Here is a 22,729-nt window from a genome sequence, read left to right on the forward strand (position 1 = left end):
GAATATGTAAAGGAAGGCTTTGAGGAACTACTGAATGATAAGAAGTGATCTTACAGAATGAAGAGCAAATTCAGAGATATTCTTGAAAAAATCGACTATAGGTATTGAGGCTAACAAATCATTCCAGCCGACCGCTTTACAGCGGCGGCTGAATTTAGTCGTTAGGAGGTTTAAAATGTATAATCAAAAAACCGTGAAGAATTTGATTCGATTTTTCCTGCTTGGGATAATACTGATTTCCTTTGGCTGCGCTCACCACTTAAGTGAGGAATTCAAGAATGCAAGTTTGAAGCTCAACAAGCCACAATTGATTGATGAATACCAAAGACAAAATTTCTCATATGCAACTACTCGTGATGGGTATGGTTGTGGTGGTGTAGATATATCCCATAGTACAGCAGGATGTTCTCCAACTTATATATTTCATTCTAAAAAAGGGAACTGCGCAGCATACACAACCTTTGCCGTGTATTGTTTAAGACAAGCAGGTTATGAAGCTTATCCAATAAAAGTCTATTCCAAATGGCCTTCTTGGTTTGTTCCAGGATCTTATCCGAGGGATTATCATTATATGGCATTATACAAAGATAATAATAAATGGTACGTAATGGATAATGGTCGAGGAAGTGGGCCTAGGGGAATAATCGGGCCTTTTAATTCAATAGAAGATTTACCCTATAAGATCCTGAATATAGAAGGAAAAAAGAAGTAAGGACTTTATACGGCAACGAGCTTATTAAACATTCCGCTCCTAACCAGTCACTCCAGCGGACGGCCAAAAGCCGCCGCTGAGTTCAGTCGTTATGTGAGAGGTACTCCCCATTGTCAAGACAAAAAATAGGGTTGTATATAGTGCATAGTTGAAGCCTGCACTGGGTTAATCTTTACTCGATCTTTGACATATATCTCATAAGGGGTCTGATACCCCAGGGAGTTATGAAGTCGTTCCATATTGTAGAAGAGGAAGTATTTGGCCAGGCCATTACGAGCCTCAGAGACCGTCTGGTAGTGATGGAGATAGACTTCCTCGTACTTGACAGACCTCCAGAGACGCTCAACAAAAATATTGTCGGAGTGCAAAAGGAGTGCAAAAGGAGGGACGTCCATTTGTAAATAAGTAATTCATTCTAGCAATCGGTAGTTTCTCTCTCTGTCTATCTTTTCCCCTCTTTTTTTCCCAGAATGTCTTTTCCGACTCGGTCCACGATTCTTGAGATCTCGACAGTCTTGCCCTTGTATTTTCGATCGGCCGCAACTTCGTTGCTGTCGTACTCAGAGACTATCTTTGGTGCCGAAACCGTCAGTGACGGTGGGGGCGAGGACGTGGAACTAGAGGTCGGGACAGTCGAACCAGTGCGGTAGCTTTGCGTGCCGGTCGGGGCACATGACGACAGATTGGTAATCAACAAGACCATCACCAGCCACGCGAAGGATAATAGACGAGCGCCCCTGGTATGTCCCTTTCGCAACGTGAACCAGGCGAAGACGTAGGGAAGGAAGAATATGCCGAGGCCCAGAGCGATGCCGACCTTACGTCCTTGGCTTTGGTCGACCTGCTGCTCGGCTCCTTCTCTGTGCATCGTCTCCGACACCTTGTCTTCCCCTTCCGTCGATGTGACAGAAGGAGTAGGTGGAAGCAAGGCCTCGATCTTTTGGATGTTCTGCTTGATGAGGATAGAGTCTGGCTCGAGTGATAGCGCCCGTCGGAGACATTCAAGAGCTTCCTCGTACTTGCTAAGACCATCGGCGAGCAAGAGTCCCTTCGTGTTCCAATAGTCTGATGAGTCGGGGTTCACGCGTAGTGCAGCTTCGATGAACTCGAGTCCGTCCTGCGCCAGATCGGCCGGCGGCTTTTCGAAAAGATCAAGATGGGTTTGGCATTCGACAAGCTTCTGCCTTGCATAAAGATGGTTCTGCTTGGCCTTGGCGAGCTTCGCTGTATCTACAGAGGTGGAAGCGACTTGGAGGGCGTCTTCCTCGTCCACGGCCTCGGAGGACAGAGGCGGGGGCACCTGCCGAGCGGGCTGACTGCCCGGAGGAAAGAGTCCCTTGACTGAGGCCGCCTTCCGCCAGTTTGGGAGTCCTTCTTTCCACACTAGGTCCGACGGCTTCAACTGACCTGATGCGGCCATCTGTTTGAGTTCTGATGGTGATACTGGCCCCACGGACTGCCCGGCTCTAATGTAGAACCATTCACTTCCCATGTTTCACCCCTTCCAGCGCAATAGGGTCGAAGTTCAAGATAATCTCCCTATCCTGTCCGCCCAACAATTAATCTATGAAATTACCTTTTGTAGTAAAAATGGCATAATCGTTGCGGAAAATCAATAAATAAATCCCTGTAAATTTAAAAGAGCTTCTTGATTGAGTTTCGCTTTTTATTTGTAATAACAAAAAAATGATTTTCGTATAATATCGTTAACTTAGTAAATATAAACTCGAACAGGACTTTGCTCGAAGGTCGAAAGGGTACGACTCTTAAAGCCTATATCAAGTTTGATGTTCCTCCCCTGATCCTAACCGTATTTAACAGATTACGTTAGATCCAATCTATACCATATTCCAAATGCAAATTATCACTTATTACAACTCCTAAATCCAGAAATCAATCAGAATTTTGTCAGGCGATATCAAAACGAGCACACAAAATCTATAAGATCAAGTTTCATCCATCAAAGGCTTTTAAATCTGATTTAAACCAGTCAGTCGTTTTATATTCTTGGAGAGGATCAATTCTTTTTCCCTATCCCCTATCGGCAGGGATAAAACCTTATTGAGTTCATTCTTCATCGTCCCAAAGGGGATATCTGAACCGAACAGGACCCGCTCCGGACCTATCTCCTGCACAAATTTCAGTATTACATCAGGACTGGCCAGGGAGGTATCAAAGTAGACATTCTCACATCCCTTGAAGGTCTGGAGGAAATCCAGGGGGCTTCCTCCCAACATCCCCATGTGGGGAATGATGATCTTTAGCGACTTGGTCCTCTTTACAAAGGCCTCAGTAAATGCCATTTCCTCCTCAAAGACAATGGGAAGGCCGATCTCCTCTGATTCCTCGATAAAATCATCCAACTTTGGGTCTTCCAAGACCCTATAGTTAGACGAGCAATCTTGAACGCCCCTGGTCCAATGCCACTTGCCCCCATAAAATCCCCTCTCCTTCGGTATGGGCCTCAGATCTTCGGGGATGTAGTAATATGGGATAAACCTATCTATCCTTTTTGTTTCCTCCAGAAGCCCCTCGTTTATCCCTTCATCTGCCAGGGCCTGAGAGGGAAAGGGGAAGATTACTATCCTTTCCACCTCGCTTTGCTGGGCCTGCCGCAGGAGTTCCTCGGTTGTCACATTAACGCCCAAGGTCACTGAGGGTCCCCAATGGGTGTGAGAGTCGATAATCTCCATCATCCTCCCCCTCCCCTTCTACCCTTTATCACCCATTATGCGGTGACAGATCTCACTCACCAGGCCATGAATGGCGTCGAGGGGGAGATGCTGGTCGATGCAGGCGTCGAAGATGACGTTGAGCCTGGCAGGAAACTCCTCATCCCCAGCCCAAAGGACCATGATCACCGGAACCCGGGGCAGGGCTGCAAAACGAAGACCCACATCCCCAAATCCCTCCTGAGTAGCCCCCAAAGATAACCCCTGAGCCAGAAAACCCTCGGGGTCCCGGCCATATCTTTCCACCAGGGGTTCTACGGGAAAGCGATGGGTCCCCTGAAAAAAGATCCTTCCTCCCCTTAGGTTACTCCCTCCCACCAGCTTGCCGGCCAGGGGGATCTCTTGGGCGCTGAGCAGGTAGGTGATGAGGGTCACCTTGAGGTCTATGGAGGGGCCTCCTGGGGGAATGGGACCCGTTAAGGGCTCAAATTCACGGTTGCGAGGGTGTATGCGGTAACGCTCCAACAAAAAGTCCAGGAGATAGGAGTTGGTGGAAGAATCAAATTGCGCCCCGCTGCGCCGGCATACATCATCAGGGTCCGCCTGGGCCAGGTTCTCCCAAAGGGATGGGTGCAAGAAATGAACGTGTTCTGTCATCATCCATCCTCCAAAGTAATGCAGGCTTTTATGATTATCAAAAGGGGGCCCTTTCGTCAACTCCCTCCCCTAGCGACCGGGGTTGGCTGTCTTTCATGACTCTGTTCTTCCATCGGGTCCCTCCATAATCTATTTTGCATCCTTGTATCTTTTGGTAATCCAGCAGTCAAATATTTTCAACCTTCAGCTACCTTTGGCATCCTCGGAGCAATGGTCCTCACTCTCTTTCTTTAATAATAAAACCATACACTGCATTTTACCCCACAGGAAAGAAAAATTGCAGAAAAAGGGAGTCGAGATATTGCAGGGTGGAACACTTTTCTTGATTTTGATGCAATGAATGGTTACAAAAAGATATCTTTAGAACTATAAAGAGGTTGTGATGATTCTTTTTTTATTCGCCTTTTTCCTCCTGTATGGTGCATTGCATCTGTATATATTCCTCAAGATCAAGGGTGCTTTGGTCTTCGGGACTGTGCCCAGCATTTTTCTGATATTTTTCATGGGGATAATGATATGCGCACCGGTTATTGTGCGCATATCCGAAAAACACGGGCTTGATTTTTCAGCGCGCCTTGTATCACATATCGGATATACATGGATGGGAATCGCGTTTTTGTTCTTTTCTTTTTCAGTCATTTTTGATTTGTATCGTTTTTTTGTGTATGGAGGTGCGCTTATTTTTCACAGGGATTTTTCCCATCTCGTTCCTTCACCACGATTCGCCTTTGTGGCCCCCCTGTTGGTTTCAACGATAATAGCTTCATACGGCTACTTTGAAGCACGGGATATTCGCACTGAAACAATAATCATAAAAACCTCAAAAATTCCAAAAGGGATCGGCAAGCTGACAATAGTACAGCTCTCTGATGTCCATCTTGGACTGATTGTGAGACAGGCCAGATTAAAAAGAATCCTGAAGGAAATAAAGCAGGCAAACCCGGCCATTCTCGTTTCAACCGGGGACCTTGTGGATGGACAGATCGATAGCCTCCCAGGGCTTGCAGAACTTTTGAAAACTATTAATCCCAAATACGGAAAATTTGCAATAACAGGGAACCATGAATTCTATGCCGGGATTGATCAGGCATTGAATTTTACAGAAAAAGCAGGGTTTTCAGTGTTAAGAGGAGAGGCACTCACCCTTGATGGGCTTATTAACATTGCTGGTGTCGATGATCCAGCTGGAAAGATCTTTGGTCTTTTCCGAGAAGTCTCGGAAAAGGAATTGCTCTCAGGATTGCCCCGTGAAAAGTTTACTTTACTGCTCAAACACAGACCCCTTGTGGACAAAAGTGCCCTTGGTCTTTTCGATCTCCAGCTTTCAGGACATACCCATAAAGGACAGATTTTCCCTTTCAGTCTCATTACACGGCTCTATTTCCCTGCTGACGCAGGGCGTTTTGATCTCACGAACAATTCTTATTTGTATGTAAGCAGAGGGGCAGGGACGTGGGGGCCTCCGATTCGCTTTTTATCACCGCCTGAAGTGACGGTAATTGAACTTGTCCATAATGATAGAAATTAAAACCATAGTATCCCCAGACCCTCTATTATGTTGCTGTTCATCTCTCATTCAAACTCAAACCCTTGCTCTACAAAAAGCCTCAAGCAAGCATCTACCGCCCTCGTATCATAAAGGATCCCCCTGTTTTTTGAGATTTCCTCTAATATCTTTTTTATATCGAAGGCCGGTCGATAAGGTCGGTGAAAGGACATAGCCTCTACAACATCAGCTACGGCTAAGATTCTTGCCTCCAGGAGAATGTCTTCACCTTTTAGACCCAAAGGATATCCAGAACCATCTATCCTCTCGTGGTGTTGAAGCACGATCTGGGCAACCGGCCATGAAAATTCTATTGTTCTTATTATTTCATAACCGGCCCGGGGGTGAGCTTTAACCATAGCGATTTCATCTTTTGTTAACCGATCGGGTTTACTGAGGATTTCAGCAGGTATAGATATCTTGCCGATATCATGAATAACTGCGGCTATGTGGATCCCATTGATCTGCTCTTCTGAAAGGCCCATCTCTTTGGCTATGGCACATGCCAAATTGGCCACACGTCGTTGATGACCAGCAGTATAGGGATCCCTCACTTCGATTGTTAATGCCATGGCTTGAATGATTTCCCCCATGGCTTTTCGTAACTTCTCCAGGCTATGTTTAAGCGCTTCTTCGGTCCTTTTGTGCTCAGCCGCCAATTCTTTCAAGTCAGCTATTTGTTGGCGCATTTCCACCAATTCATTTATGAGTTGCTCTTTTGTCTTGTGTTTGCCTTCCATCTCTAATACCTTATTAAAACAGACAATAATTTTACCTAATATATTTATAGCATTAAAATTTCTGTTTTGTGAAGAGATTTTAAGGTCTTGGAACGTCGAAGGTCATGGATATAAGGATTGTCCCATTAAACCGAAGGCGATCTTCGCAAAAAGAGTGCAAATCCTCCCACCCCCATCAACCCCACAAGGGCGCCGATAAAAAAGACTAAGGTGATGTTGAAAATCTCAGCCACTGCACCGGCCAATATCGGGCCAATGATCATTCCGATGCTATGGCACATAGTGAAGATGCTCATCAAGGTACCCATCCCCCCTATCCTCTTGCCCTCCTCCACGGCCAAGGCGGTGACAGCGGGCATGGAGATACCCCCTGATACACCCAGTAGGATGTTCACAAACAAGATTTCCCCAAAGTCCCTGGTCAGAGGCATAAGGAAAATGGCCCCCGCGGCCAGGCTTCCGCCGATGACCACAAACCCTCCTTTGCTGAACCTGTCGGTCAACATCCCACAGGGGGCCTGAAGCAGAGTGGCAATCAATACATTGAGAGAGATAAGAACACCTATTTGAGAGCTCGTAAGTGTCAGAAAGTTGTCCCCGAAGATGGGGACAAAGGCCCAGGTCAACCCAATCCCTATAGAGAAGCAGAGGCGGAAGAGGTAAACCCCCTTTATCCTCCCCCCTTCAAAGATCCGCTTGAGGGGCCAGGGAGAATGGGGCGAGGTTTGTCTCGCCCTCGTTCTCTCGGGAAGGAAGAAAAGGGTCAGGAAGAAACCGACCAAGCTGGCCAACCCCATGGTATAGAAACTGAACTTTACCCCCAAGAGATCCTTTACTATCCCGCCAAGGATAGGTCCCATAGCCAACCCCCCGAAGAAGAAGATGTTAAAGACCCCCATGTAGGACCCCTCCTTCCCTTTAGGGGTGATCTCCCCCATATAGGCTAGGGCGATGGGGATTACCAAGGCCGCTGCAACCCCCTGAAGCATCCTGGTGATGATTAACTGCTCTATATTCTTTGAGGCCACATAACCTAAGGAGGTGAGGGCAAAAAGGAGAAGGCCCATGGTGATGAAGACCTTCCTCCCCCTCTTGTCCGAGATCATCCCGATAAAGGGGAGGAGGACCGTCCGGGAGATAGAGAAGGAGGCGAAGACTAGGCCGATCAATAAGCCCTTAGCCCCGTAGTGTTGGGCATAGATGGGGAGCAGGGGGGCAACAATCCCCATCCCCAACATGGCGGCAAAGACCGCTAAAAAAAGGACAATGAATATCTGCCTATGCATCTAGAAAATCCCCTTTTAGGCCCAACACTATGTGGTCTTTCGTCCAGGGATGTCAGCCACCCCACACCTTAGAGGGCCTTACCACTCCTCAACAACAGGCTCTTCCCCCTTCAGGAGATCCCTGAAGATCTCCTTTGCCTCTTCTCTCAAGACCTTTAGCTCTTCAGAAAAGAAGAGATGACTGGGGCAACGGCAGTCACTGGAGCCAAATCCAGGAAAGGAACGGAAAATCTCCTTCAACCTATGGGCCAAGAGACATTCCAACCTCTCATCTGTCGGGGAATAGATCACCCCCTTCACCTTCCCCTCCATTAAGAGATAATCAATATGCCATCGTGCCCTCTTTACCCGGCGCAGGTAGCGGTTCAACCTGGCCTGCAACCCCCCCATGGCCGAGCCGACATAGGCGTAAAACCCCTGGGGGAACTCTATTTTCTCTAAGGCCCCTACCCTTATGCGGCAGGTCCGAGTTAACTCCACCAAGAGGATGTAGCCCCCCTTCAATTCCCTATCGATGCCGATCTTCATCTCGCAGATGACAAACCTTTAAGAAGGACTAACAGGGAAAGGAATTCCCTTTAATCGCTTGATCACCTTCATCTGCGCCTTGCGCAGGACGAAGTTACTCAGCAAAAAGTATCCTAGATGATTGCGCGGCCCGAGCAGGAGCCTCTTCAGGATGGAACGGGGGGCGCAACTATATTTCTGAGCCCAAAGGTATCCCTGTTGAAGTTGTTCAGGGGTCATCCCATTGGGCCAGAACACTACCCGGCTCATGTCGTAGTGTGACCAATCCCTGTCGAAGATCCTCCCCTCCCTGTTGAGACGCTCCCAAAGAGGAGTCCCCGGATAGGGGGTGAGGACCGAGTAGTTGGGTAGCTCTATCCTGTTTTGGTGGATGAATTCCACCGTGCGCTCGAAGACCCCGGGGTCATCATTGTCAAAGCCAAAGATGAAAGATCCTTGAATCCCGATTCCATGATCGTGGATCCTCTCGATAAGCCCCTGTAGGTCCTTTACCCCCCGAAATTTCCTCTTGGGCCCCTCCAAATTCTCCTTGTTTAAGGACTCAAATCCGATGAAGAGGGAGATGCAACCGCTCTGCTGGGCCCCCTTCAAGAGTTCCTCATCTTTGGCGATCTCTACAGTGGCAAACCCCATCCACCGCACTTTGAACCCCTTGAGGACCTCAAAGAGGCCTTTGGCGTGGGCCTTTTGGGCGGTGACGTTGTCATCCACGATAAAGATGTACTCCCCTTCCCTTTCCACAATGGCCTTCAACTCCCTCTCGATATCAGACAAGGGCCTGGTACGGTACTTGCGGCCAGCGATCACCGGCACCGCGCAGAACTCACAACGGTTAGGGCATCCCCTGGTAGTCTCAATGACCTTGAAGATGGGGCTATATCCTTTGCCCAAGAGGTCCCGTCTGGGGATGGAAAGCCCCTGAAGGTCATGAAGTCTCTCCCCGCGGTAGAAGGGCTGGAGTCTTCCCCCCTCCAGATCGGCGATCAGCCGGGACATAACTAACTCCGCCTCCCCCAGGGCCACAGAGTCGGCGTGTTCTTTAGCCTCCTCGGGCATAAAGGTGGCGTGCACCCCTCCTAATACCACCTTCACACCCCTGTCCCGAAACCTGTCGGCCACTTCATAGGCCCTTTTGGCCAGCGGGCTGAGGGTGGTGATCCCCACCAGGTCCACCTCCTCGTCAAAATCGATCTCTTCAAGGAATTCATTGACGATCTTTACCTCATACTCGGGGGGGAAGAGAGAGGCCAAGAGGGTGAGCCCCAACATGGGGAAGGGATAGGGGGTGTCGGTGGACATGTAGACGTCTTTTTGGCGGGGGTGGATCAGAAGGACCCGCTTCACCCTTACCCTCCCCAGGATATGTTGGACTCCCTAAGGGGGCGGTATCCTGGCTGGCGCCACTCGCGGCGGGTGGCGTTCTCCCAAACATATCTCATGATGAGCCGGTATGCCATCCTCTTGAAGGGGTTTCTGTTAAAGATGGCCCCCAGCAGGATTCGGGGTTGGGTGTAGTATTTGCGCAGATATTTCTGTTGCAGCCTCCATACCTCCTCCCTGCTCAGGTGCTTGGTGGGCATAATGGGGTGCATGAAGTCGTATTTACCGTACTCCCTCTCCTTGATAAGCCCCTTCTGCTCCATCTCCTGGTGGTAGCAGGTAGCGGGGAGGGGGGTGGTGATGGTGAGTACCAAGAAATCCCCCTGTCTTTTCACGAAGTCAAATACCTCCTGCAGGGTCTCCTCCGAATCATACCAATCACCGAACATCACATTGGTCATCACCATGATGCCGTTGCGTTTCAGGATGTCGATGGCCTCTTGGGCCATCTCCCTGTCCTGTCTCTTCTGATAGTGGCCAAGGACCTGAGGGTTGACGCTCTCCACCCCCAACATCACCTCATATAGGCCGAGCCGTTTGAATTCCGGCATGAGGTCGGCATCCCTGACGATATCCCTCACCCGCGACTGAAACCAGAAGTCCACCTTCATCCCCGAATGTCCCAGCTCTTGGAGGAATTCCTCCACCCGGGCCTTGCTCCAGTTGAAGCTGTTTTCGTTAAAGACAAAAAGGGACTTGCCGTACCTTTGGTTCAGATACCTCATCTCTTCCACCGCCATGGCCCCACTCCTGCCCCGCCAAACCCCTTCCCAGAACTTCGACTCAGAACAATAGGCACACCTGTCCCCGCAACCCCTACTGGTGGAGATGCCAAAGGCCCTTTTACCCATACCATGCCAGTAATAGGCGTCGGCTTCCATATCCAAGAGGTGGTAGGCCGGCATGGGGAGAGAATCGAGGTCCCGAATCAGGCCCCTTGGTCCTGTAAAGGCGATGGTTCCATCCCGGCGATAGGCCAGGCCAGGGATACCCTCTATCCCATTCCCCCCATCTCGCAAAAGGGAAGCGAGTTCGAAGAAGGTAACCTCCCCTTCTCCCATGACGATATAGTCCAACTCCCTCACCTCGCCCATGACCTCCTCTGCTAAAAGGCTAAAGTGCCCCCCACCGGCCACGACCACGGACTGGGGAGAGAGCCTTTTGGCGAGCCTAATGGCCTGCAGGGCCTCGGGCGAGAGACAGGTAGCCGAACAGGTCACCCCGATGAGTTGGGGTTTGGCAGTGGAGATCCTCCGGGCCATTTCCCCCCAGGGATCGGAGAAGGTGGTGCAGTCGAGGATCTCTACAGTGAACCCCCCCCTTTCTTGCAAGTAGGCTGCAATGCTCAATAAGCCAAAAGAGGGGGTCCACATCCTGAGCCCGGGGAAGAGCTTGTGTGGGGGGTCCACAAGAAAGATGTGCATCATTAAACTCCCAAATAGGCCATCATTTCCTCAAGCCTCTTCTTCACCTCTTGGGGTACTTGATAGAGCATGGTCCCCCGCAAGTCGGTGAGGACATGGGTGGTGCCTCCCTCGGCCAGGATCTCCCCATCTCGGATCACCTTGTAGTGGAACATCAACGTGGCTGTCTCACATCGCTGCATGGTGGTCTGGATGAGGATCTCGTCACCGAATTTGGCCGGGAGCTTAAATCTGCAACGTAGATCTACTACCGGGGCCATCAAACCCATCTCTTTCAGTTCCTCCGGGCCCAACCCGAAAAGGGATGCAAGCTCGTTTCTGCCCACCTCGAACCAGGAGATGTAATGACCATGCCACACTACCCGATAGGGATCTACCTCGCAGAAACGCACCCTCAATTTGGTCTCATATGACATCTCTCACCCCATAAGACACAGCCTTGACATCCCTATCTATCCAACGGATAAGCTTGGTGAGGGTATCGCTTGGTCCCACCTCTACAAAGTGAGTTACCCCCTGGGCAAGGAGAGATCTTACGCACCCCTCCCAGTCCACAGGTCTACACAGCTCCTCCACCAAGAACTCCCTGATCTCATCAGGGCCGCTCAGGGGTCTCCCCCCCCAATGGCATACGAGGGGGGTGTGAGGGGCGTTTATCCGGAAACCACCGAGGAGTTGCCTCACCTTTTCCCGTATCGGTTCCATCAAGGGGGAGTGCAGGGGGGCGTTAAAGGTTAGATGCTGAGCGGAGATGGCCCCCCTTTTTAAGGCCAACTCCAGCCCTCTCTTCACAGAGGGCACCTCCCCGGAGATAACGAAATGTCGAGAGGCATTCAAGTTGGCCACATAGAGGCCATCATCTACATCTTGACATATCCCATCCATCTCCTCTCTGCCAAGACCTATCACCGTGGCCATCCCTCCTGGCCTCTTCCTCCCCATCTCCTCTAAGACGATACCTATTCCCTTAACCATCTCCAGGCCGTCCTCAAAGGTCATGGCCCCTGCTGCCGCCAAGGCAGCGTAGATACCCATGCTGTGCTCGGTGATAAGATCCCACCTCCCCCCTCCCCGGCGATATCGGTCAAAGGAGACCATGCTCAACAGATAGCTGGCCACCTGTAATTTGAGGTTTAGGCAGTCGTTCTCCTTCCTTTTTGGGAAGGAAAAGGAGGGGAGGTGAAAACCGATCTTCTCCCGGGTCTTTTTTAAAAAAGGGTGGGGGAGACTATAATCTCCCCCCCTTTGTTCGCCTACCCCCTCGGGCACCCTCTGAAGCTGGCCAGGGAAACAGAGGGCACTCCTGCCCTGATTACAGTGAACCATCAGCTGTTGATAGCTTTTCCCCCTGGTTCTCCACGATATATTGGGCAATGGTCCTTACCGACTGAAATACCTTCCTGCCCACCTCAGCATCAGGGATGCTCACCCCATACTCCTTTTCCAAACCGATGACCAGCTCCAGGGCATCGATGGAGTCGAGTCCCAACCCCTCGCCGAACAGAGGAGCATCAGTATCAATGTCCTCTATTGCTATCTCCTCCAATTTGAGCCTCTCGATGATCAGCCTCTTCACATGCGTGATCAGGTCCACGGTGACCTCCATTATCTTCCTTATCTCTACCTCCTTACGGTTGGCACTAACTGTATAAAAATAGCAACAAGGTCAGGATATTTCAATCTGTCCTTCGTCTCCTTATACTTTAGAAACGATCTCTGAGGAGGAAAAATAGAAGTATGACTCTGTTGGCGCTTACCAGCAAAAGGCGGATTCTTTCCCCACACTGAAACCACTGAATAAAGGCTTAGAGGGGCTTAAGGAGCATGCTCCCTTATATCTACCGAGAACCCCATCCCTTTGAGCTGTGAAGTCAACGGGGAGATATCCTCTGCATCCAGGTGAAGAATAAGATCAGTTTCCTCGGCCTCAGGGGACTTTAGGGAACAGAAGGTCTTTACCTTGATGCCAGACTTGGACACGGATTCGATCACCTTTTGCATCTGTTCGGGTTCTCCAGCCCCATGGATAATGATCCGCTTGCCAGCTTCACCTATCCCAAGGAGGGGATTCAATATTTTGTAAAAGATGTCGTTGGTAGTCAATATCCCTACAACCCTGTCTCCTTCCACGATCACCAAACAACCGACTTTGTTGCCCTGGGCTATTGCTACAGCCTGTTCCACAGCGATGTCCGGCGAGACCGTTATCACATCCTTCTTCATGATCTCCTTTACGGTCAACTTTGACAGAAGATATTGAAGCTCTCCTCGGCTCAAAGAGGTGGCTGACGAGGGAGAAGACCTTAAAAGGTTATCTTTGGTCACCAGTCCCACCAGTTTTCCCTTGTCAACCACTGGCAGACGCTCGAATCTATGGAACTCCAGAATCCGCTCGGCCTCCAAAACTGGCGTATTACTGGGGATGGTAACAACATTAGAGGTCATTACATCACGAACTAACATTTTTTACCTCCTCCATATATAAATTGATTTTTGATTACCAGATATTTAAAGGGGTGTCAATAAAAATCTTCAATACCTCTCTTGGATGGACATAGATATTACACAGCAACTTGTCTCATGGCGGTTTAGGTTGACATCCAAAAAAGTAGGTGTATCTTTGAAGCAAAAAATATTTTGATACCTGAATACAGAGGGAAATATGAAAGGAGACCTTATAAGTCAAGCTGATTTTAAATACCTCCAGGAAATAGTAGGAAAGGAATGGGTCTCGCAGGGGACCTCTCAGCGAGAGCTCCACTCGCATGATGAATCCTTCCACCCCCCCTGCCTCCCCGAGGTGGTGATCTGGCCCCACAGCACCGAAGAGGTGAGCAGAATTGTTGTATGGTGCTGTGAAAAGGGTGTTCCTATCACTCCATGGGGAGCAGGCACCAGCCTCGAAGGAAACCCCGTACCTGTAAATGGAGGCATTGTAGTAGACCTTCAAGAGATGAACAGAGTCATCATTATACGTCAGGAGGATTTTCAGGTGGATGTACAGGCCGGGGTAATTTACAAAGAACTGAACAAAGAATTGAGTCAATATGGATTGTTCTTTCCTCCTGATCCTGGTGCCGCGGCGACCATAGGGGGCATGATAGCCAACAATGCCAGTGGTATTCGTACGGTCAAATACGGTGCCACGAAAGACTATGTCATGGGGCTTGTGGTAGTACTGCCTAACGGGGAAATTATCGAGGTGGGCAACAGAGCGAGGAAGAGTTCTTCGGGCTACGACCTCTGTCACCTCTTTACAGGGTCCGAGGGAACCCTGGGAATAATAACAGAGGCTACCCTAAAACTTGCAGCGCTCCCACCCAACTTCATGGCTGTGAGAGCAACTTTCCCCACGGTTAAGGAGGCTACCACCACGGTCTTTCAGATCATGTGTTCAGGACTCACACCCTCTGCGATGGAGTTCCTCGATTCTGAGGTTGTAAAGGTTCTGAACCGTGACCGTGGTCTTACCATGGAAGAAATACCCCATCTACTCATGGAATTCCATGGATACAGTGAACGGGGACTCGAGGAAGAGATGACCTTCGTTGAAGATATCTGCCGGGAGAATAACTGCTCATCTTTGGACAAAGGCATTGGCCCAGATGAGCGAAATCGCCTCTGGGAAGTTCGTCATCTGACCTTTGAGTCCATAAAAAGGAACCATCCTGGATTGCTGCCCTTAATCATGGACGTAGCAGTACCTCTGTCCCGCTACAGTGAAACGGTGGCTTACATAAAAGAAGTAGTCAATGATCTCACTGCGTATGTCTTTGGACATGCGGGGGATGGAAATATACACGTTGTGGTCATGGACAACCCGCAGGACGAGAACCGATGGGTTCATGTTGAGAAGGCCAACCAGAAGATTGTCCTCAAGGCCCTGGAGTTTGAAGGGACCTGCACTGGGGAACATGGGGTGGGGATCGGGAAAAGGAGCTTCATGGCTCTGGAGCATGGAAAGGGGTTGGAGGTCATGCGTAAGATCAAGGAGGTCTTGGATCCACAGGGGATCATGAACCCAGGAAAGATCTTTCCCTAAGACCGTAGCCCCTCCATCACCTTATCCGCTATCTCCGCCATCACCTCCCCAGCCTTATCGTAGATTAGCAGATCCGCCTCTACCCCTCCCTTTGTACCCGTACTATCATCACCTTGGGCTTGGTTGGATATCCTTCACTATCTCCTCCAGATGTCTCTGGATCTCCTCTAAAGTCTTGGAAACAGGTATACATTCCAGCACAATCCTGATCTTTTCCCCCTCCTCAAAGTGAACCCCGTAAACGATCCCCAACCCCCGCAAAAAGGTCTCCATCTCCCCAAAATGGTCAAGACCAATTTTAGAAAGCCCCTTAAACTGCCCCTTATCGGAACTGCCCTATAGTAGATTAAAGTCCTCGCTGTTACAGTTTCAAAGATCCATACCATTCGTCAAGGGTTTAATAATGAATCATTGCCGGACATGGGGTGACGAACATTGTCACACTAATGTACAATTTCTGAAAGTAGGAATGCTAATTACAAGGAGATGAGAAGAAGGGCTGGTAGGAAGAACTTGTAATTCTTTGTAATTTTTAAAAACTAGTTATAAATTTATCGTTATAGTGTTTGGCATATATTTTGCTTCATTTATGGTAATCCTTTTCCCTGAGGAGAGGTGTGTCCGAAATTAATCGAACATAAAAAACCAATCGACATCGCCCCAATGAAGAAAGAAAGAAAGGAGTATTGTAAGGCCTGGACGCTGATTGAGCTAATGCTCGTAATCGCGATAGTGGCAATTCTTGCCGGTATTGCGATACCTACGTATACCAATTACATCGACAAGTCGAGAAACTCCCAGGCCATAGCAGACATCGGTGAAATGGCACTGGAAATAATGAAGTTTTGGGCTGAGCACGGAGATTTCCCCAACACCCTTGCCCAGGTAGGATTGGCAAATCGTCTCGATCCATGGGAAAATCCATACCAATACTTGAAGATCCAAGGTGTACCTAAAAACCAGATTAAGGGGAAGTGGCGGAAGGACCGGTTTTTGGTTCCGATTAATTACGACTACGACCTATATAGCATGGGCAAAGACGGGAAGAGTAAACCACCTCTCACGGCCAAGCACAGCTGGGATGACATCGTCCGCGCCAATGGTGGTGCATATATAGGTTTGGCTTCAGAGTATTAATCCGGCCGCAAATCATGAAAATTGACACGACATTTCTCCGCAGCAAAGTAGCACGCCGCATTTTTATGCTGTTCATCTGTTGCGCCCTCCTTCCCATCGTAGCCCTGGCACTCCTATCTTTCAGCCACGTCACAAAACAGCTCCATGAACAGAGCCAAAGGCGACTGCACCAGGCGAGCAAGGCCGTAGGTATGACCATTTTCGAGCGTCTGTTGTTTCTTGAGGCCGAGATGAAGATGGTCGCCTCCAATATTAGCACGATCTCCTGTTCCTATGTTACCCCTCATACGCCGCCCGAAAGGCGCAGTGAACACTTAGAACAGCGCTTTAAGGGCCTGGTAATTATCAACGATACGGGCAAGTATCTGCCTCTCTTTGATTATATTCACCATCCACCAGAACTGTCCCCAACGGAAAAGCAACACATTCGCTCCGGCGAGACCCTTGTGTCCAGCACGTATCATCCAGACCTCTCGTCGCGCATATTTATGAGTATGGCGCTCGATCCAAAAAACTCGAGCCGAGGGATCCTGTTCGCAGAAATCAACCCCACGTATCTGTGGTGTATAGATAATGAGAACCCGTTGCCACCCATGACCGAACTCTGGGTTTTGGATCACTCAAATAACGTGCTCTTCTCCTCGCTTCCAACTCCAGTATCATTCCCAGAGCAAGTAGCGTTTAAAATGAATCACTCCTCTTCGGGCCAATTCGAATGGATACATGAGGAGAAAAAATACCTTGCAAGTTATTGGTCTATCTCCCTGGAGGGCAAGTTTTTTTCGCCGAAGTGGACAGTAGTGCTGAGCGAATCGAAATCAGATGTGCTTGCACCTATGGCCAATTTCAAAAAAATCTTCCCCTTTATTATCCTCCTATCAATATTGCTGGTGTTACTCCTCAGCATTATCCAGATCCGTAGGGGCCTGATCCCTCTCGAAAAGCTTCAGGAGGGGACCAGGCGCATCGCCACAAAGGATTTCGATAGCCGGGTGACGATCAAAAGCGGTGACGAGTTTGAGGGGCTTGCAGCATCCTTCAATACCATGGCCACTCAATTGGGCAGGCAGTTTAACACCCTGACCACGATGGCTGAGATCGACCGGGCCATCCTTTCCACCTTGGACACCGAGAAAATCACAGATGCGGTGCTCACACGTATGCACGACATTTTCCCTTGTGACTGTGTCAGCATAACCTTACTTGATTCTAACGCTAAGAATACGGCGCGTACCTACATTGGAAACGGCAAGCCAGATAACGAAAGACTGGTGGAAACGATTGACCTTACGCCCGGAGAGATACAAAAAATCAGCGATAATCCAGAAAGTTTATTAATAGAGGGGGCCAAAGACCTCCCACACTATCTCGCCCCCTTGGCCAGGCGCGGCATCAGATCATTTTTGGTCCTGCCCATTTTCCTTAAACAAAGCTTGTCGGGAATCATCACCCTGGGGTATATCAAATCACCTGCACACAACCAAGAAGACCTAGCCCAAGCCCGTCAATTGACCGACCAAGTGGCGGTGGCCCTGTCAAATGCCCGCCTCATTGAGGAATTGAACCAACTCAACTGGGGCACGCTAACAGCTTTAGCCCGGGCCGTCGATGCAAAATCTCCCTGGACAGCGGGCCACTCTGAAAGGGTGACGAAACTGGCTTTGAAGATCGGCCGGGTTTTGGGACTCACCCAGGAAGAAATGGATGACCTGAATCGAGGGGGGCTGTTGCACGACATCGGCAAGATCGGCGTACCAGCCGATATTCTCGACAAGACCGGGAAGTTGACCGACCAAGAGTACCGGCTTATACGTGAACACGTACGCATGGGGGCGCGTATCCTGGAACCCATCGCCGCATACGCCGAAGTCATACCCATAGTGTTGCAGCATCATGAGCGTTTCGATGGTACCGGTTACCCTGATGGCCTCGCCGGAGAGGCCATAAGTTTGGGCGCCCGCATCTTTGCGGTGGCCGACGTGTTTGATGCCCTCACCTCACACCGGCCATACCGACACGCACTGGACCGCGAGCGTGGCATTGAAATTATTAAGCAAGGGGCCGGTAGCCAGTTCGACCCAAAGATAGTGCAGGCCTTTTTAGAGGTCATGGCGCAGGAAGACAGAGAAGGAGGGACATAAATGAAAGTAGAAAGGGTTTTAGTAGTATTGGTCATTCTCATTATATTCTTCGGATGTCAATGCGAAAAAAACAGATCGGTTCCGAACGATTTGATTGGGATGTGGAAGACCTCGGCACCAAAATACGCTGATCGCCTTTTCGAGTTCAAGAAGGACGCAGTTATCTTCGGAACCGGAGAGGGGAACTTTGACACCTATGCTATCACAAACATAGAAATAGAAAAGATCCGCGAAGAAAAAGGCATCTTGTACACCATCTACTACGAGAACCGAGAAGGAGAAGAATACAAATTTTCATTTTACTATTATCCAGAAAATAGAGGCGTGATTAGGTTTAAGAATCAAAAGCAAATCATGTGGACTAAAGAGAAGAGTTAAGCAGCGAGCATCTCTCTTCCCCACCCCTCATCGATGTAGCAAATAAATCCTTTTTAAGAATGTCAAAAAAAGGTGATGGGTTCTACGGGAAAATGAAATTGACAAATCTCCCTCTTTGTATCATTATTAGGCCATGAGATACCTCATCTTTTTTGCCCTGCTCTATCTCCTCTACTATTTTCTCAAAAAGTCTTTTTTTTCGTCTAAACGCCAGCAGAAGATCTTTAAAAGGTACCATGGGGAATCAGCCGACAAGGAACTTGTCCAGGACCCCCAATGTCATACCTACATCCCCAAGGAAACGGCGCTCAAGGCCCAGATCAATGGAGAGGTCTACTACTTCTGCAGCCGGGAGTGCCTGGATAAGTTCAAAAAGGGCTCCTGATGCTCGGCTATTGAGGGTAATACCTCAGTCTTGGGGGATGGGCTTCAAAGGGCCTCTTGTCCCCGAGCGAAGTTGCTGGGAGCGGTGGGGCACCCACCGAGGGTGAGCAGGAAGGGGAAAGCCCCGCCTTTAGAGCGGGGAAGGGGCAAGTACTCCCCGCCTGCGAACCCCGAAAGGGTCACCGCGAAAGCTCTGAAGCGAGGGGATAAGGGGTCCTCCACTCCTGATAACTGAGGCATTACTATTGAGGCGCCTTTTCACTTGACCCTCAAGCGTCTTTCCTCTATACTCGTGCCATCAGAAAGCGAGTTTTTATCAATGATCGTCAGACCTAAAAACCATGAATAGATATAGGAGGAAGCCAAAATGGATTGGGGAATGAAAAACCGTATGTCGCAACTGATCCAATCTGATGGCCACTGTTTCTTTTTACCAATAGATCATGGATATTTTCAAGGACCCACCCGTATGTTGGAGAAACCAGGCGAAACAATCAAACCACTTCTGCCGTATTGTGACGCCCTTTTTGTTACCAGAGGTGTATTGCGATCGTGTATAGATCCCACTAACAGCAAACCGATCATCCTCAGAGTATCCGGCGGTACCAGCGTCATTGGAAAAGACCTGGCTAACGAGGGAATTACTACCTCTGTGCAAGACGCTATTCGCCTTAATGTGGCTGCTGTGGGTCTCTCCATCTTTGTCGGCAGCGATTACGAACATGATTCGCTGTTAAATCTGGCGAATCTTGTGAATGAATGCGAAGAGTATGGCATTCCAGTCATGGCGGTTACCGCTGTGGGCAAAGAACTGGAGAAAAGGGATGCCCGCTACCTGGCCTTGTGCTCTCGCATTGCTGCCGAACTGGGCGCCAGCGTGGTGAAGACCTACTGGTGCGAAGACTTTGACAGAGTTGTAAATGGTTGTCCTGTTCCCGTGGTCATGGCGGGTGGTCCCAAGTGTGAGACAGAGCTTGAGGTACTCGAATTTGTCTATGATGGTATGCAGAGAGGGGCCGTAGGTGTGAACCTGGGCCGGAACGTCTGGCAAAATGAACACCCAGTGGCCATGGCCAGGGCTTTGCGGGCCATAATCCACGAGAACGCTACTGTTAAAGAGGCTCACAACCTGTTCAAAAGCGTTAAAAGTGGCGAACGGTAGAAACACCACTGCCAACAGAAGAACCCTGAGATGAAAATTTCTTTTTACTCCCCCTCTCCCGCTGGCGGGAGAGGGCTGGGGTGAGGGTGGAAATATTAACTCCCCCCTCCCCTTTATCCCCTCCCCCAGGGGAGGGGAAGGATTTTTGTATGGTTATTTTCTAAGCAACTGAATTGTTTGCTTTTTAGGAAGATATCGTGCGCGTGGCAATGTATTACAACAACACAGACGTGCGGTTGGAGGAGATGCCAACGCCGCAGATTGGCCCTGGCGAGTTATTGGTCAAGGTGATGGCCAGCGGCATCTGTGGCAGCGATGTGATGGAATGGTATCGCATCAAAAGGGCTCCTCTGGTACTAGGTCACGAGATCACGGGAGAGATTGTCGAAGTTGGGGAGGGCGTGGAACGCTACAAGGTCGGTGACAGGGTCTTCGTCTCCCACCACGTCCCTTGCAATACATGCCGTTACTGCCTAAACGGTCATCATACGGTCTGCGAGACCCTACGCAACACCAATTACGATCCCGGTGGCTTTGCCGAATACCTGCGTGTGCCACAGATCAACGTGGACCGGGGTGTATTCCTGCTGCCTGATGAGGTATCGTTCGAGGATGGGGCATTTATCGAGCCGCTGGCCTGCGTCGTGCGCGGGCAGAGGTTGGCGCGCCTGCATCCGGGGCAAACTGTCCTCGTCCTCGGCAGCGGCATTTCCGGGCTACTTCACGTGGCCCTGGCCCGCGCCTCAGGTGCCGGGCGAATAGTGGCCACGGACATCAACGAATATCGCCTGGATGCAGCGCAGCGCTTTGGGGCCGATGTTGTGATCCACGCCGAAGAAGATGTGCCTGCCTGCCTGCGCCAGGCCAACCAAGATAGGCTGGCCGACCCAGTGATCGTTTGTACTGGAGCCCTTCCTGCTCTTATCCAGGCCTTGCAATCTGTGGATCGCGGAGGGACTGTGCTGTTCTTTGCACCAAAAGAGCCAGGCGTGGACCTTCCTGTCCCTTTTAACGATTTCTGGCGCAACGGTATCACACTGATGCCCTCCTATGCTGGCAGCCCCCTGGACATCACAGTAGCCATAGAATTGATCCGTGCCCGCAGGGTGCCTGTGCATGAAATGATCACCCATCGGTTGGGTCTAGCAGAGACAGGTCTGGGCTTCCAACTGGTCGCCGAGGCCAGGGAATCCATCAAGGTGATCATCGAGCCGCATAGATAATCCCAACTTAAAGGATTCAAGAGGTCAAGGATTCCAGTAGTCAGGGGTGAGTACAAACCCTCATTAGGGCTTGGAGAAAAAGGGAATGAAAAAAGGGACTAAGATCGTGGCGATCGGTATCCTCTCCTTTTTTCTGCTGCTGATCGCGGCAGCCTTCATTCTGCCCTACCTAATCAGTCTGGATCGATATAAGGGGATGATCGAGGCAAGACTGGGGGGGGTCCTGCAGAGGGAGGTCTCTTTAGAGGGACTGCGTATAACCATCCTACCTACCTTGGGGGCAAAGATAGAGAATTTGGTGATATCCAACATCTCGGGTTTCTCTCCCACACCCTTCCTCTCCCTGCGGGTTTTAAAGGTCAGGGTTAAACTCCTCCCCCTCTTGGTGGGGAGGAAGGAGATAGCGGGGCTTACCCTGCAAAAACCCAAGGTCTTCATCGAGCGGGATAAGGGGGGGAGGTTGAACATCCCTCTCATGGATGAAAAGATCAAAAGGGGAAGAAGGGGAAGGTTGAAGAGCGCAAGGGTAAAGACGGAGGAATCGAAGGTCCTCCAAGGCCTTTTCATCTCCAAGGCATCAATAAAGGGAGGGAATTTCGTCTATCTGGACAGGGCTATCACCCCCGCCCGCCGGACCGAAATCGAGAAGATAGACCTGGACCTGAGGGACCTCTCCTTGAAGAAAAGGATAAAATACGACCTCTCCCTGAAATGGGCACCAGGTGACTTATCGCTAGAGGGATGGCTGGGCCCACTGGGAGAAACCATCGACCTGAAAAGGACCCCCTTGGAGGGGCGGTTAAGGGTTGACCTCCACAGGCCGGATGACCTTATAAGAACTCTGGCAGGTGAAAAAGGCCCTGCCCTCCATGGTGGATTAAAGGTGGATCTGAACTTCCAAGGGGATACAGGCTCCGCCCTCAAGGTCCAGGGTGAGATCTTCCTGAAGGCCCTCTCTCTGGAGCAAAGGGGGGAGAAGTTGATCCAGGACCTCGACCTCCTCCTGCGCCCGGAGGCCGACCTATGCTGGGAGAAAGGGGAATTGGGGCTAAAATCCACCCTCCAAATAGAAGAAACCCCCTTTCAAATAGAGGGTGAGTTCAGAGATCTCCAGAGGAGGCCCTCAGGCAAGCTGACCTTCTTCTCTAAAAAGGGCTTTGATTTAGAAGAGTTGGGTCCAAAATTTCCTCCCTTGCAAAAGGTGCTCAACTTGAAGGGCGACCTGGCCCTCAAGGGCAACCTCAGGATCCATCCCCAGGGCCCCTCCGTCCTCTCCCTGGAAGCCAACTCCTCCCAAATGGAGATCGCTCTAGTTCG

General features: G+C 50.1%; 24 protein-coding genes and 1 pseudogene. 10 read left to right on the plus strand and 15 right to left on the minus strand.

Annotated features, from left to right (window positions below; translation table 11 throughout):
* The first annotated feature begins 175 nt into the window (after nucleotides 1-175).
* A complete protein-coding gene (locus JRI46_07730) occupies nucleotides 176-712 on the plus strand; it encodes a transglutaminase domain-containing protein (GenBank protein ID MBW2039468.1) in 537 nt (178 codons plus the stop codon).
* A gap of 182 nt (nucleotides 713-894) precedes the next feature.
* Here JRI46_07730 and JRI46_07735 read toward each other — a convergent pair.
* From JRI46_07735 to JRI46_07750, 4 genes and pseudogenes are all read right to left on the minus strand, one after another.
* Nucleotides 895-1,071, minus strand: a pseudogene (locus tag JRI46_07735) (transposase).
* A gap of 83 nt (nucleotides 1,072-1,154) precedes the next feature.
* Entirely contained in the window at nucleotides 1,155-2,204 is a 1,050-nt protein-coding gene (locus tag JRI46_07740; protein MBW2039469.1) for a DUF4339 domain-containing protein, read from the minus strand.
* Between the two features lie 478 nt (nucleotides 2,205-2,682).
* Nucleotides 2,683-3,408, minus strand: a complete 726-nt coding sequence (locus JRI46_07745; GenBank protein MBW2039470.1) for an amidohydrolase family protein — start codon at nucleotides 3,406-3,408, stop codon at nucleotides 2,683-2,685.
* A 15-nt stretch (nucleotides 3,409-3,423) separates the two neighbouring features.
* On the minus strand, nucleotides 3,424-4,044 hold the full coding sequence (locus JRI46_07750; GenBank protein MBW2039471.1) for a DUF3786 domain-containing protein: 621 nt from the start codon (nucleotides 4,042-4,044) through the stop codon (nucleotides 3,424-3,426).
* 379 nt (nucleotides 4,045-4,423) lie between these two features.
* Between JRI46_07750 and JRI46_07755 the strand changes: the two genes are divergently transcribed.
* Entirely contained in the window at nucleotides 4,424-5,569 is a 1,146-nt protein-coding gene (locus JRI46_07755; GenBank protein ID MBW2039472.1) for a metallophosphoesterase, read from the plus strand.
* 44 nt (nucleotides 5,570-5,613) lie between these two features.
* Here JRI46_07755 and JRI46_07760 read toward each other — a convergent pair whose 3' ends face one another.
* From JRI46_07760 to JRI46_07800, 9 genes are all read right to left on the minus strand, one after another.
* The gene (locus JRI46_07760) at nucleotides 5,614-6,327 is read right to left on the minus strand and encodes an HD-GYP domain-containing protein (protein MBW2039473.1); all 714 of its coding nucleotides are present in this window, start codon (nucleotides 6,325-6,327) and stop codon (nucleotides 5,614-5,616) included.
* Nucleotides 6,328-6,452: 125 nt separating this feature from the next.
* Nucleotides 6,453-7,613, minus strand: a complete 1,161-nt coding sequence (locus tag JRI46_07765; protein ID MBW2039474.1) for an MFS transporter — start codon at nucleotides 7,611-7,613, stop codon at nucleotides 6,453-6,455.
* 78 nt (nucleotides 7,614-7,691) lie between these two features.
* A complete protein-coding gene (locus JRI46_07770; GenBank protein ID MBW2039475.1) occupies nucleotides 7,692-8,141 on the minus strand; it encodes a GIY-YIG nuclease family protein in 450 nt (149 codons plus the stop codon).
* An 18-nt stretch (nucleotides 8,142-8,159) separates the two neighbouring features.
* The gene (locus JRI46_07775) at nucleotides 8,160-9,485 is read right to left on the minus strand and encodes a B12-binding domain-containing radical SAM protein (protein ID MBW2039476.1); all 1,326 of its coding nucleotides are present in this window, start codon (nucleotides 9,483-9,485) and stop codon (nucleotides 8,160-8,162) included.
* Nucleotides 9,486-9,487: 2 nt separating this feature from the next.
* On the minus strand, nucleotides 9,488-10,948 hold the full coding sequence (locus JRI46_07780; GenBank protein ID MBW2039477.1) for a cobalamin-dependent protein: 1,461 nt from the start codon (nucleotides 10,946-10,948) through the stop codon (nucleotides 9,488-9,490).
* Complete coding sequence (locus JRI46_07785; GenBank protein MBW2039478.1) at nucleotides 10,948-11,361, minus strand: acyl-CoA thioesterase; 414 nt, start codon at nucleotides 11,359-11,361, stop codon at nucleotides 10,948-10,950. Before JRI46_07785 ends, JRI46_07780 begins: the two co-directional genes overlap by 1 nt.
* Nucleotides 11,351-12,271: an ACP S-malonyltransferase gene (locus JRI46_07790; GenBank protein ID MBW2039479.1), complete on the minus strand. Its 921-nt coding sequence runs from the start codon at nucleotides 12,269-12,271 to the stop codon at nucleotides 11,351-11,353. The genes JRI46_07785 and JRI46_07790 overlap by 11 nt, the downstream gene beginning before the upstream one ends.
* Nucleotides 12,258-12,551: an acyl carrier protein gene (locus tag JRI46_07795; GenBank protein ID MBW2039480.1), complete on the minus strand. Its 294-nt coding sequence runs from the start codon at nucleotides 12,549-12,551 to the stop codon at nucleotides 12,258-12,260. Before JRI46_07795 ends, JRI46_07790 begins: the two co-directional genes overlap by 14 nt.
* A 209-nt stretch (nucleotides 12,552-12,760) precedes the next feature.
* Nucleotides 12,761-13,408 carry a CBS domain-containing protein gene (locus tag JRI46_07800; GenBank protein ID MBW2039481.1) on the minus strand — a complete coding sequence of 216 codons (648 nt, stop codon included), beginning with the start codon at nucleotides 13,406-13,408 and terminating at the stop codon, nucleotides 12,761-12,763.
* Nucleotides 13,409-13,607: 199 nt separating this feature from the next.
* On the opposite strand from JRI46_07800, the gene JRI46_07805 reads away from it, so the two are divergent.
* The gene (locus JRI46_07805; GenBank protein MBW2039482.1) at nucleotides 13,608-14,987 is read left to right on the plus strand and encodes an FAD-binding oxidoreductase; all 1,380 of its coding nucleotides are present in this window, start codon (nucleotides 13,608-13,610) and stop codon (nucleotides 14,985-14,987) included.
* Nucleotides 14,988-15,095: 108 nt separating this feature from the next.
* Here JRI46_07805 and JRI46_07810 read toward each other — a convergent pair whose 3' ends face one another.
* Entirely contained in the window at nucleotides 15,096-15,260 is a 165-nt protein-coding gene (locus JRI46_07810; protein ID MBW2039483.1) for a hypothetical protein, read from the minus strand.
* 390 nt (nucleotides 15,261-15,650) lie between these two features.
* Between JRI46_07810 and JRI46_07815 the strand changes: the two genes are divergently transcribed.
* Complete coding sequence (locus JRI46_07815) at nucleotides 15,651-16,124, plus strand: prepilin-type N-terminal cleavage/methylation domain-containing protein (protein MBW2039484.1); 474 nt, start codon at nucleotides 15,651-15,653, stop codon at nucleotides 16,122-16,124.
* 314 nt (nucleotides 16,125-16,438) lie between these two features.
* On the opposite strand, the gene JRI46_07820 is transcribed toward JRI46_07815, so the two are convergent.
* Nucleotides 16,439-16,588: a hypothetical protein gene (locus JRI46_07820; GenBank protein MBW2039485.1), complete on the minus strand. Its 150-nt coding sequence runs from the start codon at nucleotides 16,586-16,588 to the stop codon at nucleotides 16,439-16,441.
* A 372-nt stretch (nucleotides 16,589-16,960) separates the two neighbouring features.
* On the opposite strand from JRI46_07820, the gene JRI46_07825 reads away from it, so the two are divergent.
* The 6 genes from JRI46_07825 to JRI46_07850 all read left to right on the plus strand — a co-directional run.
* Complete coding sequence (locus tag JRI46_07825; GenBank protein MBW2039486.1) at nucleotides 16,961-18,265, plus strand: HD domain-containing protein; 1,305 nt, start codon at nucleotides 16,961-16,963, stop codon at nucleotides 18,263-18,265.
* Complete coding sequence (locus tag JRI46_07830) at nucleotides 18,266-18,643, plus strand: hypothetical protein (GenBank protein ID MBW2039487.1); 378 nt, start codon at nucleotides 18,266-18,268, stop codon at nucleotides 18,641-18,643.
* 133 nt (nucleotides 18,644-18,776) lie between these two features.
* Nucleotides 18,777-19,028, plus strand: coding sequence for a YHS domain-containing protein (locus JRI46_07835; protein MBW2039488.1), 252 nt, complete (start codon nucleotides 18,777-18,779; stop codon nucleotides 19,026-19,028).
* 366 nt (nucleotides 19,029-19,394) lie between these two features.
* Nucleotides 19,395-20,189 (plus strand): 3-hydroxy-5-phosphonooxypentane-2,4-dione thiolase, encoded by a 795-nt coding sequence (gene lsrF, locus JRI46_07840; protein ID MBW2039489.1) that lies wholly within the window; start codon nucleotides 19,395-19,397, stop codon nucleotides 20,187-20,189.
* A gap of 209 nt (nucleotides 20,190-20,398) precedes the next feature.
* Complete coding sequence (locus tag JRI46_07845) at nucleotides 20,399-21,412, plus strand: zinc-dependent dehydrogenase (GenBank protein ID MBW2039490.1); 1,014 nt, start codon at nucleotides 20,399-20,401, stop codon at nucleotides 21,410-21,412.
* Between the two features lie 85 nt (nucleotides 21,413-21,497).
* A partial coding sequence (locus JRI46_07850) for an AsmA family protein (GenBank protein ID MBW2039491.1) occupies nucleotides 21,498-22,729 on the plus strand: 1,232 nt, incomplete at its 3' end.

Source organism: Deltaproteobacteria bacterium, assembly GCA_019308925.1.
Taxonomy (GTDB): domain Bacteria; phylum Desulfobacterota; class B13-G15; order B13-G15; family RBG-16-54-18; genus JAFDHG01.